The organism is Nocardia ignorata NBRC 108230 (assembly GCF_001612905.1).
Lineage (GTDB): Bacteria > Actinomycetota > Actinomycetes > Mycobacteriales > Mycobacteriaceae > Nocardia > Nocardia ignorata.
This window is the reverse complement of sequence record NZ_BDBI01000020.1, coordinates 115,157-135,278: the sequence shown is the minus strand read 5'-3', so window position 1 is coordinate 135,278 and position 20,122 is coordinate 115,157. Positions and strand designations below refer to the sequence as shown.

General features: G+C 69.6%; 21 protein-coding genes. 9 read left to right on the top strand and 12 right to left on the bottom strand.

The features are described from left to right. Positions 1 to 3: 3 nt before the first annotated feature. A complete protein-coding gene (locus NI2_RS17565; protein WP_067492120.1) occupies positions 4 to 678 on the bottom strand; it encodes a hypothetical protein in 675 nt (224 codons plus the stop codon). 174 nt (positions 679 to 852) lie between these two features. Here NI2_RS17565 and NI2_RS17560 point away from each other — a divergent pair, with 174 nt between their 5' ends. Beyond that, complete coding sequence (locus NI2_RS17560) at positions 853 to 1,467, top strand: dihydrofolate reductase family protein (protein ID WP_067492119.1); 615 nt, start codon at positions 853 to 855, stop codon at positions 1,465 to 1,467. Between the two features lie 40 nt (positions 1,468 to 1,507). Beyond that, positions 1,508 to 2,770: a precorrin-3B synthase gene (cobG, locus tag NI2_RS17555; protein ID WP_067492118.1), complete on the top strand. Its 1,263-nt coding sequence runs from the start codon at positions 1,508 to 1,510 to the stop codon at positions 2,768 to 2,770. Here cobG and NI2_RS34475 read toward each other — a convergent pair. After that, entirely contained in the window at positions 2,767 to 2,991 is a 225-nt protein-coding gene (locus NI2_RS34475) for a nuclear transport factor 2 family protein (protein WP_255284026.1), read from the bottom strand. The two genes, cobG and NI2_RS34475, sit on opposite strands and share 4 nt — an antisense overlap. Beyond that, positions 2,964 to 3,206: a nuclear transport factor 2 family protein gene (locus NI2_RS34470; RefSeq protein ID WP_167355148.1), complete on the bottom strand. Its 243-nt coding sequence runs from the start codon at positions 3,204 to 3,206 to the stop codon at positions 2,964 to 2,966. The genes NI2_RS34475 and NI2_RS34470 overlap by 28 nt, the downstream gene beginning before the upstream one ends. A 108-nt stretch (positions 3,207 to 3,314) precedes the next feature. On the opposite strand from NI2_RS34470, the gene NI2_RS17545 reads away from it, so the two are divergent. Beyond that, positions 3,315 to 4,406 carry an RNA ligase (ATP) gene (locus NI2_RS17545; RefSeq protein WP_067492116.1) on the top strand — a complete coding sequence of 364 codons (1,092 nt, stop codon included), beginning with the start codon at positions 3,315 to 3,317 and terminating at the stop codon, positions 4,404 to 4,406. 37 nt (positions 4,407 to 4,443) lie between these two features. Here NI2_RS17545 and ddaH read toward each other — a convergent pair whose 3' ends face one another. Next, on the bottom strand, positions 4,444 to 5,295 hold the full coding sequence (gene ddaH / locus NI2_RS17540; RefSeq protein WP_067492115.1) for a dimethylargininase: 852 nt from the start codon (positions 5,293 to 5,295) through the stop codon (positions 4,444 to 4,446). Positions 5,296 to 5,424: 129 nt separating this feature from the next. On the opposite strand from ddaH, the gene NI2_RS17535 reads away from it, so the two are divergent. The 4 genes from NI2_RS17535 to NI2_RS17520 all read left to right on the top strand — a co-directional run bounded on the left by NI2_RS17535 (position 5,425) and on the right by NI2_RS17520 (position 8,745). Then, entirely contained in the window at positions 5,425 to 5,862 is a 438-nt protein-coding gene (locus tag NI2_RS17535; RefSeq protein ID WP_067492196.1) for an Lrp/AsnC family transcriptional regulator, read from the top strand. A 49-nt stretch (positions 5,863 to 5,911) separates the two neighbouring features. After that, complete coding sequence (locus NI2_RS17530; RefSeq protein WP_067492114.1) at positions 5,912 to 6,547, top strand: precorrin-8X methylmutase; 636 nt, start codon at positions 5,912 to 5,914, stop codon at positions 6,545 to 6,547. Beyond that, positions 6,544 to 8,109, top strand: a complete 1,566-nt coding sequence (gene cobJ, locus NI2_RS17525; RefSeq protein WP_067492113.1) for a precorrin-3B C(17)-methyltransferase — start codon at positions 6,544 to 6,546, stop codon at positions 8,107 to 8,109. The genes NI2_RS17530 and cobJ overlap by 4 nt, the downstream gene beginning before the upstream one ends. 93 nt (positions 8,110 to 8,202) lie before the next feature. Continuing rightward, entirely contained in the window at positions 8,203 to 8,745 is a 543-nt protein-coding gene (locus NI2_RS17520) for a PadR family transcriptional regulator (protein WP_067492112.1), read from the top strand. Positions 8,746 to 8,747: 2 nt separating this feature from the next. Here NI2_RS17520 and NI2_RS17515 read toward each other — a convergent pair whose 3' ends face one another. From NI2_RS17515 to dprE2, 3 genes are all read right to left on the bottom strand, one after another. Further along, complete coding sequence (locus NI2_RS17515; RefSeq protein ID WP_067492111.1) at positions 8,748 to 9,500, bottom strand: cobalt-precorrin-6A reductase; 753 nt, start codon at positions 9,498 to 9,500, stop codon at positions 8,748 to 8,750. Between the two features lie 503 nt (positions 9,501 to 10,003). Beyond that, a complete protein-coding gene (locus NI2_RS17510) occupies positions 10,004 to 11,239 on the bottom strand; it encodes a bifunctional cobalt-precorrin-7 (C(5))-methyltransferase/cobalt-precorrin-6B (C(15))-methyltransferase (protein WP_067492110.1) in 1,236 nt (411 codons plus the stop codon). Positions 11,240 to 11,327: 88 nt separating this feature from the next. Further along, positions 11,328 to 12,083 carry a decaprenylphospho-beta-D-erythro-pentofuranosid-2-ulose 2-reductase gene (gene dprE2 / locus NI2_RS17505; protein ID WP_067492109.1) on the bottom strand — a complete coding sequence of 252 codons (756 nt, stop codon included), beginning with the start codon at positions 12,081 to 12,083 and terminating at the stop codon, positions 11,328 to 11,330. Between the two features lie 387 nt (positions 12,084 to 12,470). On the opposite strand from dprE2, the gene NI2_RS17495 reads away from it, so the two are divergent. Continuing rightward, entirely contained in the window at positions 12,471 to 12,869 is a 399-nt protein-coding gene (locus tag NI2_RS17495) for a PPOX class F420-dependent oxidoreductase (RefSeq protein WP_067492107.1), read from the top strand. A gap of 11 nt (positions 12,870 to 12,880) precedes the next feature. Here the strand turns inward: NI2_RS17495 and NI2_RS17490 are convergent, their stop codons facing one another. After that, complete coding sequence (locus NI2_RS17490; protein WP_067492106.1) at positions 12,881 to 14,008, bottom strand: M24 family metallopeptidase; 1,128 nt, start codon at positions 14,006 to 14,008, stop codon at positions 12,881 to 12,883. 153 nt (positions 14,009 to 14,161) lie between these two features. On the opposite strand from NI2_RS17490, the gene NI2_RS17485 reads away from it, so the two are divergent. Continuing rightward, positions 14,162 to 15,136 (top strand): 5'-3' exonuclease, encoded by a 975-nt coding sequence (locus NI2_RS17485; protein WP_067492105.1) that lies wholly within the window; start codon positions 14,162 to 14,164, stop codon positions 15,134 to 15,136. A 79-nt stretch (positions 15,137 to 15,215) separates the two neighbouring features. Here NI2_RS17485 and NI2_RS17480 read toward each other — a convergent pair whose 3' ends face one another. From NI2_RS17480 to tatA, 4 genes are all read right to left on the bottom strand, one after another. After that, positions 15,216 to 15,974 (bottom strand): DUF4333 domain-containing protein, encoded by a 759-nt coding sequence (locus NI2_RS17480; protein WP_067492195.1) that lies wholly within the window; start codon positions 15,972 to 15,974, stop codon positions 15,216 to 15,218. A gap of 88 nt (positions 15,975 to 16,062) precedes the next feature. Next, positions 16,063 to 18,765 carry a DEAD/DEAH box helicase gene (locus NI2_RS17475; protein ID WP_067492104.1) on the bottom strand — a complete coding sequence of 901 codons (2,703 nt, stop codon included), beginning with the start codon at positions 18,763 to 18,765 and terminating at the stop codon, positions 16,063 to 16,065. A 3-nt stretch (positions 18,766 to 18,768) separates the two neighbouring features. After that, entirely contained in the window at positions 18,769 to 19,722 is a 954-nt protein-coding gene (gene tatC / locus NI2_RS17470) for a twin-arginine translocase subunit TatC (RefSeq protein ID WP_067492103.1), read from the bottom strand. 95 nt (positions 19,723 to 19,817) lie between these two features. Then, entirely contained in the window at positions 19,818 to 20,084 is a 267-nt protein-coding gene (gene tatA / locus NI2_RS17465) for a Sec-independent protein translocase subunit TatA (protein ID WP_067492102.1), read from the bottom strand. Positions 20,085 to 20,122: the final 38 nt, after the last annotated feature.

The window sequence follows — 20,122 nt, the reverse complement described above, 5'->3', positions numbered from 1 at the left end:
AGGTCAAGACGAACCATCACGGGTGCCCGCGGCGACCATCTCGGGCGAACCGGTGCCCAGGTGGCGGTAGACGTTGGCGATGACCAGCTGACCGAGGGCGTTGTTGCCGTAGCCGCCGATCACCGCGCCGATTCCGGCGGGGATGAGGGTGCCGAAGAGCAGCAGTCCGCGTTTGACCAGGTAGTTGACGATGAACCGTTTGGCAGGTCCGTCGGGCATGCTCGCCAGACCGGGAATGTGGTCGGTGACGACGGCGAGCCACTGGCCCTTCGTGTGGCCGGCGGTCTGTTCGAGGACTTTGGTGCCCGACTCGCCGAGCACCACCTTCGACACCAATCGCTCCTGGCGCGGATCCTCCGGCGCGATGCCGTACGCCGCGGCGGCGCCCACCGAGAACACCGAGGACGCCTCCACGAAGACGGCGGTGTCCACACCGGTGGCGGCGAGGCCGATCAACGTGCCGATGCCGGGGACGGCGGCGGTGAGCCCCACCGTCACGCCGCTGGCGGTGACGACAACGAGGTACTGGCGTGACAGCCGCTGCACGAGTTCCACCGGTGAATCGTCGGGGTGCCTGCTCCCCAGCCAGTCGACGTAACGCCGCACCACCGGTGCTTGCGTATGGGCGACCTTGTCGAGCGCGGGAACTACACGCTTGTCCACGAATTCACGCAGCATGCGGTTGACCTCTCCTGTCGGCACTGCTCCGGCGGCGATCCGCCACTCACACTAGGCGGATACCGTTTCCATCCGGTGCGCAAACACGAGCACGTCGCGGATCACCGATGAGTTCGGCCACGTTGTGGCGTCTGTTCCTCTGAACGAGCAACCGAACGAGAACGGATGTCGCCCATGTCGAATACCCCGCAGAGCACCGGCCGCCGAGTCGTCGCCGAAGTCACCGTGTCCATGGACGGATACAGCGGCACCGGTCCCGACGACGATATGAGCTGGTGCATGGACTACATCACCAGCCCGCAGACCGAGATCACCTACGAGGGCATCTGGCGCGGCGCCGACACCGTCGTCCTCGGACGCACCAACTGGGAAGGGTTCACCGCGGTCTGGCCGGGCATCACCGCCGACCCCGCCAGCTCCGCCCGCACCCGTGAGCTGGGCGAATGGCTCGCGAAGGTCGAGAAGGTCGTCTTCACCACCACCCTCGACCAGTCCGACCTGGACAAGGCCGCGTGGTCCAACGCCAGAATCGGTCGCGACCCGGAAGCCGACGTGCGCGCGCTCAAAGCGGACCCCGGACGCGACATCCTGATCACCAACAGCGCCAGCATCATTCAGCGTCTACTGCGCGCCGACCTGGTCGACGACCTCTACCTCACCATCGTCCCCACCACCCTCGGCGGCGGCCTGCGCCTGCTCCCCGACAACTACGCGTCGACCTGGCGCCTCGCGGCCGCGACCACCCTCCCCGACTCGGGCGCCGTGTCGGTGCACTACACCCGGCCCTGACGCCGGATCGCTCCCGGCGGTGGTCGTAGGCTGGGGAATCATGACCAGGAGCGCTCCCGATTCTTGCCCAGGGGTTCTGCGGCTGCACGAGGCCGCGGACGGGCCGTTGGCGCGGATCCGGGTGCCCGGCGGACGACTGGAATCCGGGCAGGTCCAGGAACTCGCGGAGGCCGCGCACGACCTGGGCAACGGAAGCCTCGAGCTGACCTCCCGCGGCAATGTGCAGTTGCGCCGGGTACGGGACGCGAACGAACTGGCCGCCCGGCTGGCCACAGCGGGCCTGCTGCCGAGCCGCACGCACGAGCGAGTCCGCAATATCGTCGCCTCACCGCTGTCCGGGCGGGTGGGTGGATTTGCCGATGTACACGGGCTGGCCACCGACCTGGATGTGGGCTTGCAGGCCGATGCCGCGCTGGCGGACCTGCCCGGCCGGGTTCTGTTCACCCTTGACGACGGTCGCGGTGACGTGAGCACTCTGCGCGGCGATATCGGGATCCAGGCCGTCGGCGACGAGTTCGCGTTGCTGCTCGTCGGGACCGACACCGGCATCCGCGTCACTCCCGACGAGGCCGTCACGGTCATGCTCGACGCCGCCCGCGGATTCCTCGACCTGCGTGCGGAATCGGGGCAGTGGCGGTTGCACGAGATCCCCGGCGGTGTCGAGAAGGTCACCGAGACCCTGGACCGCTCCCCCACCGGTGCGCGCCTGGAATTCGCTGCGACACATGACATTCCGATCGGCTGGCTCGAACAGGACAACGGCCTGATCGCCCTCGGCGCGGGTGTTCCGCTCGGCACACTGCCCGCGCGGGTCGCCGAATTCCTGGCCGCCGTCGAACGCCCCGTGTTCCTCACGCCGTGGCGCAGTGTGGTGCTACCCGACCTGGAGGAGGGCCCCGCGGAAACGGTGGTGCGGGTGCTGGCGCCGATGGGCTTGATCTTCGACGCCGGCTCCCCGTGGTTACAGGTGAGCGCCTGCGCGGGCCGCCCCGGCTGCGCCAAGTCCCACACCGACGTCCGCACCGACCTCACCGAAGCCATCGAAACCGGGCGCGTGCTCGGCGACGAACCACCCGACCCGACCGAGGGGCGTCCCGCGACAGTCGAGCCTGGCCGCGATGCCGAGCGCACCCTTCCCGCCGACGCGGCGGACCGTGCCGAGTCCGGCCTCGATGCCGCCGACGTGGTGGCGACCGGCCGTCAACACTGGTCCGGCTGCGAACGCCGCTGTGGCCGCCCGACCGGACCTGTCACCGATGTCGTCGCCACCGAAGGCGGGTACCGGATCAACAGACCGGACTAGGTGAGGTCGGCGTTGCCCTCGATCACTTTCAGCAGGTAGTGGAACTTGCTGATTCGCCAGCCTGCGGCGGTGCGGCGGGCGGTGAGGGCGTAGCTGCCGATGAAGGTGCGGGTCTTGCCGTTGGTCGCGGAGTTGTTCACGTGGACGGCGACGGAGTCGGCGTGGGCGGTGGCCTCGTCGCCGTCGAGGTCGATCAGGTAGTTGCCTGCCTGGTGGTGGATGGCGTCGAGGGTGTCCAGGTTCGCCTTCCAGTCGGCGCGATGCCCTTCGAGAGGCGGATCGAGACACCGCCACCGAACCCACCGTCGAAGTCGACTTCGTCGGCGAAGACCTCGGTGACCAGGTCGTCCCAGCGTTTCCGATCGCAGTACACGAGCATCCGGGTGATCGTCTCGGTTATCGCCAGAGTGTCTGCGAGAGTAATGGATTCGGCCATGCCGGCGAGCTTGGAACGCCACTCGCGGGCGTGCATCCCACGCGAAAACCGCTCGACTCCGCGATCGGGCCAGCCCTACGCTGACCTCCTCTGAACGAGGGGGTTCTCATGTCCACATTGCAGGTGACAGCCGAGCGGCTGGTCGTCCATCCACACCCGAACGCCGACCGATTGGAGCTGGCCCAGGTCGGGCTGTACCGGGCCGTCGTCGCCAAGGGGCAGTTCGTCACCGGCGACTACGCCGTCTACATTCCGGAACAGGCGATCGTGCCGGACCCGCTGATCGCCGAGCTGGGTCTCACCGGCAAATTGGCCGGGGCACAACGTAATCGGGTGAAGGCGGTGCGGTTGCGCGGTGAGGTGTCTCAAGGCATCGTCTGCACGCCGAGCGCTCTGTCGGGCACGGATCTCGCGGCAGCGGCCGAGGCGCGCACCGACTTCGCCGCCGAGCTCGGTGTGACGAAATGGGTGCCGCCGGTGCCGGTTTCGATGTCGGGACAAGTGGAACCCGCTCCCGATCTGCTGCGCTGGGTCGATGTGGAGAACATCAAGCGGTTTCCCGACATCTTCACCGAAGGCGAGCCGGTGGTGGCGACGGAGAAGATCCACGGCACCGCCTTTCTGCTCACCCATCTACGCGCCGAGGACCGGATCTTTGTGTCGTCCAAGGGAATCGGTGGCCGGTCGCAGGCCTTGATCCGCACCGAGGGCAACCTGTACTGGCGGGCGGTGCACAGCCATCGGCTCGACGAGGCGGCCCGCGTGCTCGCCGACGCCCTCGACGCCGACCGGGTCGGGCTTTTCGGTGAGGTATTCGGGGCGGGCGTGCAGGACCTGCACTACGGCGCGTCGGCCGCGCACGACGACACGCTCGGTTTCGCCCTGTTCGACGTCGCGGTCGAGCAGGCGGCTGCGCCGGTGCGCTGGCTCGACCACCACGAGATCGGTTCCCTACTAGGCGAACTCGGCCTCGACGTCCCGCGCGTACCGGTCCTCTACGAAGGCCCCTACGACGCGGAGTTGTTGCTGAAGCTGGCCGAGGGCACCGAGACCGTCAGCGGGTCGGGCGGCAATATCCGCGAGGGGCTCGTGGTGCGTGCCGCGCGCGAGCGGCACTCGCCCGTGCTCGGCGGCCGTGCCATCGGCAAGATCGTCTCCGACGCGTACCTGCTGCGCGACGGCGGCACCGAGTTCGAATGATCGGGTCGGCCGGGGAACCCAGCGCTCCCCGGCCGGTTCAGGGCCGGGGTGTGTGCAGTTCGAGGACGCAGCACTTCACGCCGCCACCACCTTTGCGCAGCTCGGACATGTCGACCGGGACCGGTTCGAAACCCCGCTCGCGCAGGGCTGCGATCAGCTCGGTCGCGCCCGGGTCGAGGAAGACGTGGCGGCCGTCGCTCACCCCGTTGAGGCCGAAGGACATGGCATCGGCCTCGGTGGCCAGGATCGCGTCCGGGTAATGGACGGCCAGGGCCTCGCGGGCCTGCGGGCTGAAGGCACCTGGGTAGTAGGCGATGGTGGCCTCGTCGAGGCACATCAGCGCGGTGTCGAGGTGATAGAAGCGGGGGTCGATCAGCTCGAGCGAGAGCACGGGCAGACCGAAGAACCGTTGCGCCTCGGCGTGGGCCGCCGCGGTGCAGCGGAATCCCACTCCGGCCAGGATCCGCTCGCCCGCGAACGTGAAATCGCCCTCCCCCTCGTTGGTTTCGGCCGCCACCGCCAACTCACGTAACTCCCGCGCCGCGAACCAGCGGTGGAACGCCGGGCCCTCCGGCTGCCGCTCGGGATGGGCGAAGCGGGCCGACAACGCACGACCACCGATCACGATCGCGCTGTTGGCCGCGAACACCATGTCGGGCAGGCCCGGCTCGCCCGGCACGGTCTCCACCGAATGCCCGTGCTGTTCGAGCAGCGCGCGCAGGATCTCCCACTGCGACAGCGCCCGCGCCCGGTCCACCGGCGCCGCCGGATCCATCCACGGATTGATCGCGTAGGTGACCTCGAAGTGGTCCGGTCGGCACATCACGAAGCGGCGCGGGGTGGCCACCCGCGCCGGAGTCGAGGAGGGAAGGGGAAGGACGGCGGTCATCAGGACTCCCGGTGGCTGCGCGGCGCGAATCGACGCCTCGACGGTAAATGTCGTCGCGTTGCGTAGGGAACACCGATTCATTGCGTGTATCGATGGGAAACTGGCGATCCATTGCGTGAGAGGATCCTCATGGACGACATCGACCGCCGCATACTCGCCGCCCTGCTGAAGAACGCACGCGCCACCTTCGGCGAGATCGGCTCGACCGTCGGATTGTCGGCGCCCGCGGTGAAGCGGCGGGTGGACAAGATGGTGGCGGGTGGGCAGATCACCGGGTTCACCGCCCTGGTCAATCCGGCCGCCCTCGGCTGGACCACCGAGGCGTATGTGGAGGTGTACTACCGCGACAACATCTCCCCCGCCGAACTGCGCCGGACATTGGAACCGATCCCGCAGGTCGTCGGAGTGTGCACCATCGCGGGCGAGGCCGACGCGCTGGTGCACGTGATGGCCACCGACATGGCCGAGATCGAGGTGACCGTGGAGCGGATCAGGGAGAACGCGCGTGTCGGGCGCACCAGGAGTTCGCTGGTGATGTCGCGCATCCTCGAGCGCCCACGCACCTGAGCCGACCGCGCCGAACACCACGTCGCGGCCAGGTTCTAGGGTTGTGCGCATGTCCGACGTGCGCACCAGCTACCTCACCGACGGGGCCGAGATCTATCGGCGCTCGTTCGCGACCATCCGCGCCGAAGCCGACCTCGCCGGTTTCCCCGCCGATGTCGAGCGCGTGGTGGTGCGGATGATCCACGGGTGCGGACAGGTCGACCTCGCGGGCGACATCGCCTACACCCCCGGTGTGGTCGCGGCCGCGCGCGCCGCGTTGCGGGCGGGCAAACCGATCATCTGCGACGCCAACATGGTCGCCTCGGGCGTCACCCGCAAGCGGCTGCCCGCCGACAATCCGGTGCTGTGCAACCTCACCGATCCGCGTGTGCCCGAGCTGGCCGCGAGCATGGGCAACACCCGTTCGGTCGCCGCGCTCGAGCTGCTGCGCGCCGAACTCGACGGCGCGGTGGTCGCCATCGGCAACGCCCCGACCGCGCTGTTCCACCTGCTCGACATGCTCGACGCAGGCGCACCGCGACCCGCCGCGATCATCGGCATCCCCGTCGGTTTCATCGGCGCGGCCGAATCCAAGCAGGCGCTGATCGACTTCGGTGGCGTCGAATATCTGACCGTGCGCGGCAGGCGGGGCGGCAGCGCCATCACCGCGTCGGCGCTGAACGCGATTGCGAGCGAACAGGAATGAGCGGCACACTCTGGGGCATCGGCCTCGGCCCCGGCGATCCCGAACTGGTGACGGTGAAAGCGGCCCGGCTCATCGGCGCCGCCGACGTGGTGGCCTTCCACAGCGCCAGGCACGGGCGAAGCATCTCCCGAGGTATCGCCGAGCCGTACATGCGGCCCGGCCAGATCGAAGAGCACCTCGTCTACCCGGTGACCACCGAGACCACCGACCACCCCGGCGGGTACCAGGGCGCGATCGACGAGTTCTACGAGCAGGCCGCCGCCCGGCTGGCCGCCCACCTCGCCGCCGGACGCGATGTCGCCCTGCTCGCGGCCGGTGACCCGCTGTTCTACTCCTCGTACATGCACATGCACCGCCGCCTGGCCGACCGGTTCCACGCCGAGATCGTCCCCGGCATCACCTCGGTGAGCGCGGCCTCGGCGGCGCTCGGCACCCCCCTGGTGGAAGGCGAGCAGGTACTCACGGTGCTGCCCGGCACAATGCCCGTCGACGAACTCACCGAGCGGCTGCGCGAGACCGACGCCGCGGCGATCATGAAGCTGGGACGCACCTTTCCCGGTGTGCGCCGGGCGCTCGCCGACGCCGGTCGCCTCGACGACGCCTACTACGTCGAGCGCGCGAGCAGCACCCGTCAGCGGGTGCTCGCGGCCGCCGATGTCGACGAGGCCGATGTGCCGTACTTCTCGATCACGCTGGTTCCCGGGCCGACCCCGACCACCGGGGTCGCGTCCCTCCTCGGCGGACAGCACCGCGGCGCGCCGACAGACGGGTCGGAGCGGATCGAAACGAGTTCGCACGACGAATCTGCAAGCCCCGCAGGTGAAGTCGTGGTCGTCGGCCTCGGGCCAGGTGCCGCCGACTGGACCACGCCGGAGGTCACGGCCGCTCTGGACGAGGCGACCGATCTCGTCGGCTACACGACATACATCAACCGTGTCCCCGAGCGGGCCGGCCAGCGCAGGCACGCCAGCGACAACAAGGTCGAGTCGGAGCGCGCCGCGATGGCACTCGATCTGGCCAAGCGGGGTGCGCGGGTCGCCGTGGTGTCCTCCGGTGATCCGGGGGTGTTCGCGATGGCTTCGGCGGTGCTCGAGGTGTCGGCCGAACCGCAGTTCAAGGATGTGCCGGTGCGGGTGCTGCCGGGGCTCACGGCGGCCAACGCGGTGGCGAGCCGGGTCGGGGCGCCGCTGGGCCACGACTACGCGATGATCTCGCTCTCCGATCGGCTCAAGCCGTGGGAGGTTGTGGCGCAACGGCTTTCGGCTGTCGCGGCGGCGGATATGGCGATCGCGGTCTACAACCCGGCCTCCACGCAGCGACGTTGGCAGGTGGGCGCGATGCGCGAGATCCTGCTGACCCATCGTGACCCGGAGACGCCGGTGGTGCTCGGTCGCGATGTCGGCGGGCCGACGGAATCGGTGCGGGTGATGACCCTCGCCGACCTGAACCCCGACGAGGTCGACATGCGCACTCTGCTGATCATCGGCGCCTCCACCACGACGGCCTTCGACACGCCTGAGGGGACCCGCGTCTTCACGGCGCGCCGCTACGAGAACACCTAAACCCACGACACGCCGCGACACGGGCAACCTTGGCGCGATCCCCACCCTGGCCTAACATTCCACATAGGAATGTAGTTCGAAGGGAGTTGACCGTTGACCGACACCGCGACCCGCCGCCGCCCGCTGAACTCCACCGCGGCTTCACTGCTGGGGTTCCTGCACGAGGGTCCGATGTCGGGCTGGGACCTGGCGACTCTCGCCCAGCAACGCATCGGCGACTTCTGGACCATCACCCAGAGCCAGGTCTACCGCGAACTCGCCACGATGGACACCGCGGGCCTGGTGACCAAGGGCGAACGGGGTGCGCGAGAGCGCATTCCCTACCGGATCACCGAGACCGGACGGGAGGCGTTCGCCGAATGGATCGCCCGCGATCCCGGCGCCGAGACGATCCGGGTGCCGTTGCTGCTCACACTGTCGTTCGGCGAGCACCTCGATCCCACGCACCGCGACCGGATCATCACCGCCAACCGCAACATCCACCAGGACCGGCTAGACCGGTATCTCGACGAGGACGCGACCGCTCTGGCGCCCTACCAGCGGGCCACTCTCGAATTCGGAATCTGCTACGAGCGCGCCGTCCTGCAGTGGTTCGACCAGCTGCCCGCCGTCTTTGCCGGGCAACCGCCGCGCTGAGCTCAGGAAACGCTGTGCGCGGTCGCGAGCCGCAACCAGTCGAGGGCGGCGCCGACCTCGTCGACGACGTTCGCGCCCGCGGGCAGGGGTGGGCGTTCGATCACGACGACCGGCACGCCTGCCGTGCGCGCCGCGGCGATCTTCGCCTCGGTCTGCGCGCCGCCGCTGTTCTTGGTGACCAGGACGTCGATGCGATGACGCGACATCAGCACCAGCTCCTCGTCGAAGGTGAACGGCCCACGCGCGAGCAACAATTCGTAGCGCGGTGGCAGCGGGCCGGTCGGCGCGTCGATCGCTCGGATGACGAAACGCTGCCTGCGACAGCCCGCGAAGGCGCCGACACCTTGGCGGCCGATGGTGAGCAACACGTTCTCGCCCCGGTCGGCCAGGGCGGAGGCGGCCCCGGCGAGATCGGGTACCCGCGTCCACAGGTCGCCCCGGCGCGGCACCCATTCGGGGCGGCGCAGGTGCAGCGCGGGCAGGCCGAGGTCGGCGGCCGCGGTCGCCGCATGAGTACTGACCTGGGCCGCGAAGGGGTGGGTGGCATCCACGACGGCATCGATACGGTTCTCGCGTAGCCAGGTTCGGAGGCCCTCGACACCACCGAATCCGCCGATGCGCACCGGACCGACCGGCAATCGCGGGTTGGCGACACGTCCCGCCAGCGAGGAGACGATATCGACTCCACGCTCACCGGACGCCAGGTTCGCCAGCTCACGAGCCTCGCCCGTACCGCCGAGGATCAGAACTCTCAGGACTGCCCGCTGACGTCGTCCCGGTCAGGGGTGGTCGACCTGGTGCACCGCATACAACTCCGTCCATCGAAATCGAGGCGCCGAGTTTTGCCCGGGGCCGCGCCCGACCATACCCCCGTCGAGGAAGTGTTACACCTTCGGTGCATAACTTTCTGGGTGAGCTTGCAGATGCACTCACCGTTCGGCCGTGATCTGGTCGTGATCTGACCGTGATCGGCACGGTGGCGACATGGACGGTTGACCAGCATGTTCGCTGCCCGCGCCCGGGTCGACGGTGCGGGCGCACCGGCGAGCCGGGCAACGGTTTCGAGTCCGGCAGCGGCACTGGGCGATTGCCCAGCATCTCGATGCCATCGGAGACATACGCCGTGTGCGAGCGATGTTCGGCCGGTGGTGCGCGAGACCACGTGCGGACTGAACAGTCGCATCGGGCGCTCACGCGAAAAAGAGCAAATTCGGGGCGCACACCCCGTCACATCGTTATGCGAGAGACGGGTGACCCGTCAGGAATTCGCGCGCGGTTTGACGACGATCCACTGCGCGACGGGAAGCTGCGGCCGCCACGCGGTGAATCCGCCGAGCGGTTCGCCTCGGTAGATCTGAAATTTGCGCAGGGTGCCACCGTGGCGCGCGCACCAGGCCAGCAGCAGCGTTTCCGACTCGGCGGTCACCGCATTGGCCACCAGACGGCCGCCGGGCCGCAGGCGTTGCCAGCAGGCGTCGAAAACGCCGTCCTGGGTGAGTCCGCCGCCGAGGAATATCGCGTCGGGCGCCGGGGAGTCGGTGAGGGTGTCGGGGAACGCGCCGCGCACCGCGATGCCGGGTACACCGAGCGCGTGCGCGTTGGTGGTGATCTGCTCGCGACGGGCGGGCAGGCGTTCATAGGTGACCGCGCGGCACGCCGGGTGGGTACGGCACCATTCGATCGCGATGGTGCCCGAACCACCGCCGACATCCCACAGCAGTTCGCCGGGGGCCGGGGCGAGGGCGCTGACGGTGAGTGCGCGGACCTCGGCCTTGGTGAGCTGGCCGTCGCCGGTGAACGAATCGTCGCGCAGGCCCGGCATCCTCGTGCGGCGGGGGTGTTCGGGGTCGGCCACGCAGTCGACGGCGCAGAGATTGAGCGGGTCGCCGGGCGGGTGCGGCCAGTCGTCGGCCGTGCCGGTGCGCAGGCGCTCGCGCTCGCCGCCGAGCTGCTCGAGGACGGTCAGGGTGGAGGCGCCGAAACCGTTGTCGCGCAGCAGTTCGGCCAGCGCGGCGGGGGTGGTTTCGGTCTCGCTCAGGACCAGAAGGCGACGGCGGTCGGCCAGTTCGGGCAGCACCGTGGCGAGCGGTCGGGCGACGACGCTCACGACCGGTGTCTCGGCCAGGGGCCAGCCGAGCCGGGCACAGGCCAGCGACGCCGACGAAGGCTGCGGGTAGACGTCGAGGGCGCCCGGTCCGACGAGGCGGGCCAGGGTGACGCCGATGCCGTAGAACATGGGGTCGCCGCTCGCGAGCACCGTGAGGCGCCGATCATTGTGGCGCGTGAGCAGTTCCGGTAAGGCGGGCAGCAGAGGTGTCGGCCACGGAATCCGCTCGAAGTCGCCGTCCGGGACCAGCGACAGTTGCCGATGCGACCCGAACACGACTTCGCTGTCCTCGACGACGGTTTTGGCGCGCTTCCCCAAACCTGCCCAACCGTCGGCGCCGATACCGACCACTCTGATCGGTGCGCCCGACCACGCGGCAGCGGTCATGGGGTCGACCTCCCCGTCCGAGGAGAGAGCGGGATCGCCACAACCGCCCCGGCGGCGGCGACGGCGTGCCGGGCGACCGGTGCGGCGGTCACCGTGGCATCCGGCGCCAGATCGATTGCGGCAGCAGCCGCATCACGAAGAACGCCACGGCGAGGCGGCCGGGGATCGCGACACGAGTCGCACCCTTGGCCAAGGCGCGGACGACAGCGTCGGCGACCTGGTCGGGGGTGCTGGCCATGGGTGCGGGGTCCATACCCTCGGTCATGCGGCCGATGACGAAACCCGATCGGACCAAGAGCAACTGCACGCCCGTGCCGTGGAGGGCGTCACCGAGACCGCTGGCGAACCCGTCCAGGCCCGCTTTCGCCGAACCGTAGACGTAGTTCGCCCGCCGGACCCGTACGCCCGCGATGGAGCTGAAGACGACGATCTGGCCACTGCCCTGTACGCGCAGCAGATTCGCGAGGGTGGTGAGAACGCTGACCTGGGCGACGTAGTCGGTGTGCACGACGGCGACAGCGTGGTCGGGGTCGTGTTCGGCGCGGGCCTGGTCGCCGAGAACGCCGAAAGCCAGGACGGCCGTGCCGATGCCACCGTGTTCGGCGGCGATCTTCTCGAGCAGCGTGGCGTGCGTCGCGGTGTCGTCGGCGTCGAATTCGACCGTGTGCACCGCGGTCGCCCCGGCCGCGCGCACCTGCTCGACCTCGGCGGCCAGCGCGTCGGAGCGGCGGGCCGCGAGGATCACCACCCGATCCGGTGCTAGCCTGCGCGCGACTTCCAGCCCGATCTCACTGCGCCCACCCAAGACCAGAACCGGCCCCTGGTTCGCCTGCTGCTTACCCATACGCCCAGTCTGTCATCCCGGATCACCGCCGCCGCCGGGCCGCCCCGCGATCATGGAGCGCGAGCGGCCGAGCCACACCGGGACCCCGGCGTTCGAACACGCGGTGTGACACCGACAGTTGCCGAACAGCCAGGTGTCGCACGACAGCCACGCGGCTGCGACACCCGACAACTGACCGAACAACAGGGTCCCGCGTGACAGCCACGCGGCTGCGACACCGACAGCCGACCCGAACAGCCGGGTCCCGCGCGACAGTCCGCTCGAGCGGCAGGCCCGCGAACGCCCCTGCAACCCGCTCGGCGCTGCCTGAGCTCGGCCGGTCGGCTGCCGCTGCGGGTGTAGCGCCCGCCGACCGGGCGCGCGTGGTGACGGACTAGCGTCGAACACATGCCCACCGCGACCACACAGCTCTCCCCCGCCGCCCTCGCGTTCGTCGCCGAGCGGCACCTGGCCACCCTCACCACCCTGCGGGCGGACGGCACACCGCATGTCGTCGCCGTCGGGTTCACCTGGGACGCGGACAGCGGCATCGCGCGGGTGATCACCGATGGCGCGTCGGTGAAGGCCCGTAATGCCGCGCGGGGTGGGTACGCGGCCGTCAGCCAGGTCGACGGGGCGCGGTGGCTCACCCTCGAAGGGCCGGCCACCGTGCTGACCGACGCCGACGACGTCGCCGAGGCCGTGCGCCGCTACACCGAGCGCTACCGCGTGCCGCGTGAGAACCCGACGCGCGTGGTCGTCGCGATCCAGGTGCGCCGGGTGCTGTCGTCGAGCACGCTCAAATAGCTTGTGGCCGTTTACAACACGGTCAGGCCGTGCGGGCGCTGGTTCATGGACTCCACACCGTCCTCGGTGACGACCACGATGTCCTCGATGCGCGCGCCCCACTGCCCGGGGAAGTAGATGCCCGGTTCGATACTGAACGCCATGCCCGGCTCGAGCACCAGGTCGTTGCCCGCCACGATGTAGGGCTCTTCGTGCACCGACAGGCCGATGCCGTGTCCGGTGCGGTGCACGAACGCATCGCCAAGACCCGCGTCGGCCAGCACGGTGCGGGCGGCGGCGTCGATGGATTCGGCGGTGACGCCGGGTCGCACGGCGGCCACCGCCGCCGCCTGCGCCGCCTCGAGCAACGCCATCCGCTCGGCGACCTGCTTCCGCGGCTCGCCGAGCACATAGGTGCGGGTGGAATCGGAGTAGTAGCCGGGCGTCACCGGTCCGCCGATATCGATCACCACCACGTCGCCCTGCTCGATGACACGGTCGGAGAAAAGGTGGTGTGGGATGGCACCGTTCGGGCCGCTGCCGACGATGACGAACTCCGCCTCGGTGTGCCCCTCCTCGACGATCGCCGCCTCGATGTCGGCATACACCTCTGCCTCGGTGCGGCCCGCCCGCAGGAACTCGCCCATCCGGGCGTGCACGCGGTCGATCGCGGCGCCCGCACGCCGTAAGGCGTCGATCTCGGCTTCGTCCTTGATCATCCGCGATTGGCGCAGCACGGGAGTGGCCGAGGACGGCAGCCCCGTGGTCTGCTCGGCCAGCGGAATCAGGTGCAGGGCGGGCATGGCGTCGGCGACGGCGATGCGTGAACCGGCGTGCAGGGTGGAACGAACGAGCTGGTACGGATCGACGCCGTCGACCCAGTCGAGTATCCGCAGACCCAGTTCCCCGGCCGCCGAGCCGTCGAGCGCGGCGAGTTCGAGCTTCGGCACGATGATCGACGGTGTCGCGCCGTCGGCGGTGATCACCAGGCAGGTGAGCCGTTCGAACGATTCGGCATCGGAACCGACGAGGTACCGCAGGTCGGGGCCCGGCGTGATGAGCAGGGCGTCCAGATGCGCCGCGCGCATCAATTCCACCGCCCGCTCGAGCCGCTGACCGTAGACATCCGCCGCGAACCTGGCATTCGTGTGCGCGCTCATAGTCTCCGACGTTACCCGCCGCGCCGCGTGACGCGCAGATTCGCCCGCACGACGTGCGATCTCGGGCGAACGCACCACAACAGTGGCCGAGCGCGACGGCCGACGCGGCACCGATCTCGCTCACCTGTCGGAACCACAGGGCACAATCACCGGGTGACCGTTGCCGAGAGCACCCGTGGACCCCTGTTGATCCTCGACGGCGCCAGCCTCTGGTTCCGCGCCTATTACGCGATCCCGGACAAGCTGCGCGGCGCCGACGGCCGCTCGGTGAACGCGGTGCGCGGCTTCACCGACATGGTCGCCTCGCTGATCACCAAACACCGGCCGAGCAGGCTCGTCGTCGGGCTGGACCTGGACTGGCGCCCGCCGTTCCGGGTGGCGCTCGTGCCGTCGTACAAGGCGCACCGCCTCGACACCAGCAGCACAGCCGCGCCCGGCGCCGAGGAGGTTCCCGACACTCTCACCCCGCAGGTGCCGATGATCCTGGACGTGCTCGCGGCGGCCGGGATCGCCACCGGCGGCGCCGAGGGGCTCGAAGCCGACGATGTCCTCGGCACTCTCGCCCACCGCGAGCGCACCGATTCCGTGGTGGTCGTCAGCGGCGACCGCGACCTGCTGCAACTGGTCCGCGACGACCCGGCACCGCCGGTGCGGGTGCTCTACGCGGGCCGTGGCCTGGCCAAGGCCGAGCTGTACGGACCCGCCGAGGTGTCCGCGAAATACGGTGTGCCCGTGGTCAACGCGGGGCCCGCCTACGCCGATATGGCCACCTTGCGTGGCGACGCCTCCGACGGGTTGCCGGGTGTGGCGGGCATCGGCGACAAATCCGCCGCCCAGCTCATCTCCCGGTTCGGCTCCCTCGACGCCCTGATGGCCGCCGTCGACGATCCCGCTTCCGATCTCGCCAAGGGCGTACGGGCCAAACTCGTTGCCGCACAGGACTATCTGAAGGCCGCCGCACCGGTGGTCCGGGTGGTCTGCGATGCCGATGTCGAACTGTCGGGGCCCGACGCCCTACCCGCGGTTCCCGCCGACCCGGAGCGGCTGCGCGAACTCGCCGCCGCCTACAACGCCGAGAGCCCGATCACCCGGCTGATCGCGGCGCTGGCCGCCGCGCACACCGCGTGAACGACGCCGGGCCGCCCGCATACAGTGCGGGCGGCCCGGAAACCACCTGGCGGTAGGCTGAAAACCGCGGTACGACAGCCTAGTTGGGGCGGCCGACCTCGTAGGTACCGTCTTCCTTCGTGATCTTCACGGTGACCTTCTTGTCCTCACCGCTGACCTTCAGGTCACAGGTGAACGTCGCGTCGACCTCGACCTTCTGACCCGACGGGCACGACACATCGGAGACATCCGCGATGCCGTAGGAGCCGGTGAGCACCGAGGAGACACCGTCCTGCACCGCCGACTGGTCGAGCTCGTCGGCCGAGAACACGACGAGCAGCAGGCCGATCACGGCGGCGATCACCAGCACACCGGCCACGACGAGGCCGATGATCAGGCCCTTGCCCTTACCCTTGCCCCCTGGACCCTGCTGCGGCTGCTGACCCCACTGCTGCTGCGGCTGCTGGCCCCACTGCTGGGCGCCTGCGGGCTGCTGCGCGTTCCAGTCCTGCGGCGGCGGCTGGGTCTGGCCCCACTGCTGCTGCGGACCCGTCGGCGGCTGCGGCTGCGGCTGACCCCACTGCTGCGGCTGCTGGGGTTGCTGCGGCTGACCCCACTGCTGCTGGGGTTGCTGCGGCTGCTGGGGCTGGCCCCACTGCTGCTGCGGTTGCTGTCCGGCGTTGGGGTCACCCCACTGCTGGGTCGGCTGGGCGCCCTGGGGCGGCTGCTGCGGCGGCTGAGCCGCACCACCCCAGTGCTGGGTGGGACCGGCGCCACCGGCCCCCTGCTGACCCCCCCAGTGCTGGGTGGGATCGTTGCTCCCCTCCCCTGGGCCGTTCGGTCCGTACGGGCCGCTCATCCACTCGCCTCCACTCGCATAGTTGTACACACGGTAGCCCCCCGCGCCAGGCCGGCTACGCCAGGAAATCAAATCACAGACGAAACATCTACGCGGCGTCCACCGCGACGACACCCCGTCGAACGGCACGCACGGCTTTGGCCGCGGTGCTCGCGATCTCGGTGTCGTCGGCGGTGTTGTGGATCTGGTCGAGCAGGTCGATCACCTGCCTGCACCAGCGCACGAAGTCGCCCGCCGACATCACGCTGCTCTGATCGCCGCTGGCCAGCAACGCCTCGGCCAACGCGTCACCGCGCGCCCACTTGTACACGCCGTTCACGAAACCGAGGTCGGGTTCGCGGGTTGGCGGCAGCTTGTGCCTCGCCTCGTCGGCACGCAACTGCCCCCACACCTCGATGGTCGCGGCGACCGCGCGCCGGATGGGGTCGGTCGGGCCGTGCGCGGTGAGCAAGCCGGACTCCTGCCGCGATTCGTACACCAGCGCGGACACCACTCCGGCGAGCTCGGCGGGACCGAGTCCGCGCCACAGCCCCTGCCGCAGGCATTCCGCGACGACCAGGTCGCTTTCGGCGTAGATGCGGGCCAGCCGCCTGCCGTCGGGCGTCACTTCACCGTGCTCGACGAAACCGCGTTCCTGGAGCAGGCCGACGATGCGGTCGAAGGTGCGCGCGAGGGAATTCGTCGTCGCGGCAACCTTCTGGCGCATCGACTCGGTCTCGCGGGCCAGCCGCGCGTAGCGCTCGCCGATGCGGCTGAGCTGTTCGCGGTCGGGCCTGCTGTGCGCGGGGTGGGCGCGCAGGCTGCGGCGCAGGGTGGCCAGCTGACGGTCCTCGCCCGCGCGGGCGTGATCGTTGCGCCTGCGCCTGCCACGGCCGGGCGCCGAGATGCCGGTTCCGCGCAGCGCCGAGGCGAGGTCGCGGCGGATGCGGGCGGTGCGGTGGTCGACCCGGCGCGGCAACCGCATGTGCCCGAGGGGTTCAGCGGGGACGGGGAAGTCGGCGGCGGAAATCCTTCCGGCCCAATGGTCTTCGGTCAACACCAGAGGTCGTGGGTCGCCGGGGGTCTGATCGGGTTCGAGGATCACCGCGAGCCCGGCGCGCTTGCCCGACGGGATCGCGACCACATCGCCGCGCCGCAATTCGATCAGCGCGCGCACCGCGGCGCCGCGCCGATCGGCCCGGCCCTGCTGCTGGATGTCGCGCTCGCGCTGCTTGATCCGGTCCCGCAGCGACAGGTACTCCATGAAGTCACCGTCGACGCCGCCGAGCTGGCTCTCCAGCTTGCGCAACGCGCCCTGGTTCTTCTCGATACCGCGCACCAGCCCGACCACCGAGCGGTCGGCCTGGAACTGGGCGAAGGACCGTTCCAGCAGGTTGCGGGCGTCTTCGGCGCCCATCCGGTCGATCAGGTTGATCGACATGTTGTAGCCGGGCCGGAAGGAACTGCGCAGCGGGTAGGTGCGGGTGGAGGCCAGACCGGCGACCGCGCTGGTGTCGACCTCCGGCTGCCACAGCACCACCGCGTGGCCTTCGACATCGATACCGCGCCTGCCCGCGCGACCGGTGAGCTGGGTGTACTCGCCGGGGGTGAGTTCGGCGTGCGTCTCGCCGTTGAACTTCACCAGGCGCTCGAGCACCACCGTGCGGGCGGGCATGTTGATACCGAGGGCAAGGGTCTCGGTGGCGAACACGGCCCGCACGAGGCCCTTGACGAACAGTTCCTCCACCGTGTGCCGGAAGGCGGGCAGCATGCCCGCGTGGTGGGCGGCGAGCCCGCGCTGCAGCGCCTCGCGCCATTCCCAGTACCCGAGCACCTCGAGATCGGCCTTGGGCAGGTCGCCGGTGTGTCTTTCGATGATCTCGTCGACGACCTCGGCGTCGCCCGGCCTGCTCAGATCGAGTCGGGCACGCAGGCATTGGGCCAGCGCGCCGTCGCAGCCTGCCCGGCTGAAGATGAAGGTGATGGCAGGCAGCAGCCCTTCCTCGTCGAGGCGGGCCAGCACCTCCGGGCGCGGCAACGGCCGGAAATTGCCCCGAGCGCCGCGGCCGCGCGGACCGCCGTACCCGTGCATGCGGTCACTGGCCTCGCGCTGCCGGATGAACCGGACCAGGTCCTCGTCGACGAGGACCTTCTGATCGCTGGATTTCGTGTCGAACAGGTCGAACATCCGCTTGCCGACCATCACGTGCTGCCACAGCGGCACCGGGCGCGTCTCGTCGACCACCACCGCGGTGTCGCCGCGCACCGTCTCCATCCACGCGCCGAACTCCTCGGCGTTCGACACCGTCGCCGACAGGCTCACCAGCCGCACATCGGGCGACAGATGCAGGATCACTTCCTCCCACACCGCGCCGCGGAACCGGTCGGCCAGGTAGTGCACCTCGTCCATGACGACATACGACAGTCCGCGCAGCGCGTCGGAGGAGGCGTAGAGCATGTTGCGCAGCACCTCGGTGGTCATCACGACCACGGGCGCGTCGGGGTTGATGGACTGGTCGCCGGTGAGCAGGCCGACGCTGTCGCGACCGTAGCGGGCGGTGAGGTCGGCGAACTTCTGGTTCGACAGCGCCTTGATCGGCGTGGTGTAGAAGCACTTGCCGCCCGAGGCGAGAGCCAGGTGCACGGCGAACTCGCCGACGATGGTCTTACCCGCACCGGTGGGCGCGCAGACCAGCACGCTGTGCCCCTCTTCCAATGCCTCGCACGCGGTGCGCTGGAAGGGGTCGAGGTCGAACGAGATTTCGCTGGCGAACTGCGCCAACTCGCTGGTCCGCGCGGGAGAATCGGTCACATCTCAGAGCGTATCGGAGTAGTCCGACACCGGTCGCTCGGTTTTCCGTGCGTCCTCGACGGGTCCGCTCGGCGCGACCGGATCGGGCGTGCCGAGCGGCGACGCCTCGTCGTCGGACAGCCCGGCCAGGCCGTCGGCGGCCGCACGCCTGGCCCGGCGCGCGTCGTTGAAACGGGCGAACTGCACCGCCAGCTCGAACAGCACGGTCAGTGCCAGTGCGAGCGCGAGCATCGAGAACGGGTCCTGCGGGGTGACGATCGCGGCGAAGACGAACAGGCCGAACACGATGCCGCGCCGCCACGCCTTGAGCTTCGCGTACGGCAGCACGCCGACGAGGTTGAGCCCGATGACGATCAGGGGCGTCTCGAAGCTGACACCGAAGATGATGAGCAGCTGGATGATGAACCCGAAGTACTGCGTACCGCTGAGCGCGGTGATCTGCACGTTGTCACCGATGGTGAGCAGGAACGACAGGGCATGCGACACGACGACGTAGGCGAGCACGGCACCGGTGACGAACAGCACCGATCCCGCACCGACGAACCCGAAGGCGTACCGGCGTTCCTTGGCGTAGAGGCCGGGGGTGATGAACGCCCACAGCTGATACAGCCAGAACGGCGCGGCAAGCACCACACCGGCGGTGAAACCGACCTTCAGGCGGAGCATGAACTGTTCGAACGGCCCGGTCGCGAGCAGTCGGCAGGCGCCGTCGGGCGTGAGGGTGGCGCGGGCGGAGGCGGGCAGCTCACAGTAGGGGCCGCGCAGGATCTCGCCGAGGCTGTCGAGCCCGAACAGCGGGGTGGCGTACCAGAAGAAACCGAGCAGGGTCGTGACCGCGATGGCGGCGAGGGCGAGCAGCAACCGGGTGCGCAGCTCCTGCAGGTGCTCGACCAACGACATGGTGCCGTCGGGATTCGTCCTGCGCTTGCTGCGCCGTGGATCGAACGGGATGCGCATGGTTGGTGTGGCCTCTAACCCTCGGTTCGGCGGATGCTCGGCAAACAGCACGGCGCCCCGGAGCGGCCGCTACCGCCCCGGGGTGAATGCGTGGGTCAGAGCGTCTTGTGCTGCGGCTGCGGCTGCGCGACCGGGGTGGCCTGGACCTGCGGAGCCGAGGCGGGCAGCTGCTGCTGTGGCGCCGCGTCGGTGGGCGCGGTGGTCGTGGCCGAGGACTCGGCCTGCATCTGCCCGACCTCGCTCTTGAAGATCCGCAGCGACCGGCCGAGACCGCGCGCCGCGTCCGGCAGCCGCTTCGCACCGAAGAGCAGGACGAACAGCAGCGCGATGATCAGCAGGTGCGACCAGCTGAACGTTCCCATTATGAGTTACCTCCAAAGACTGTGGTGATTACCGATGC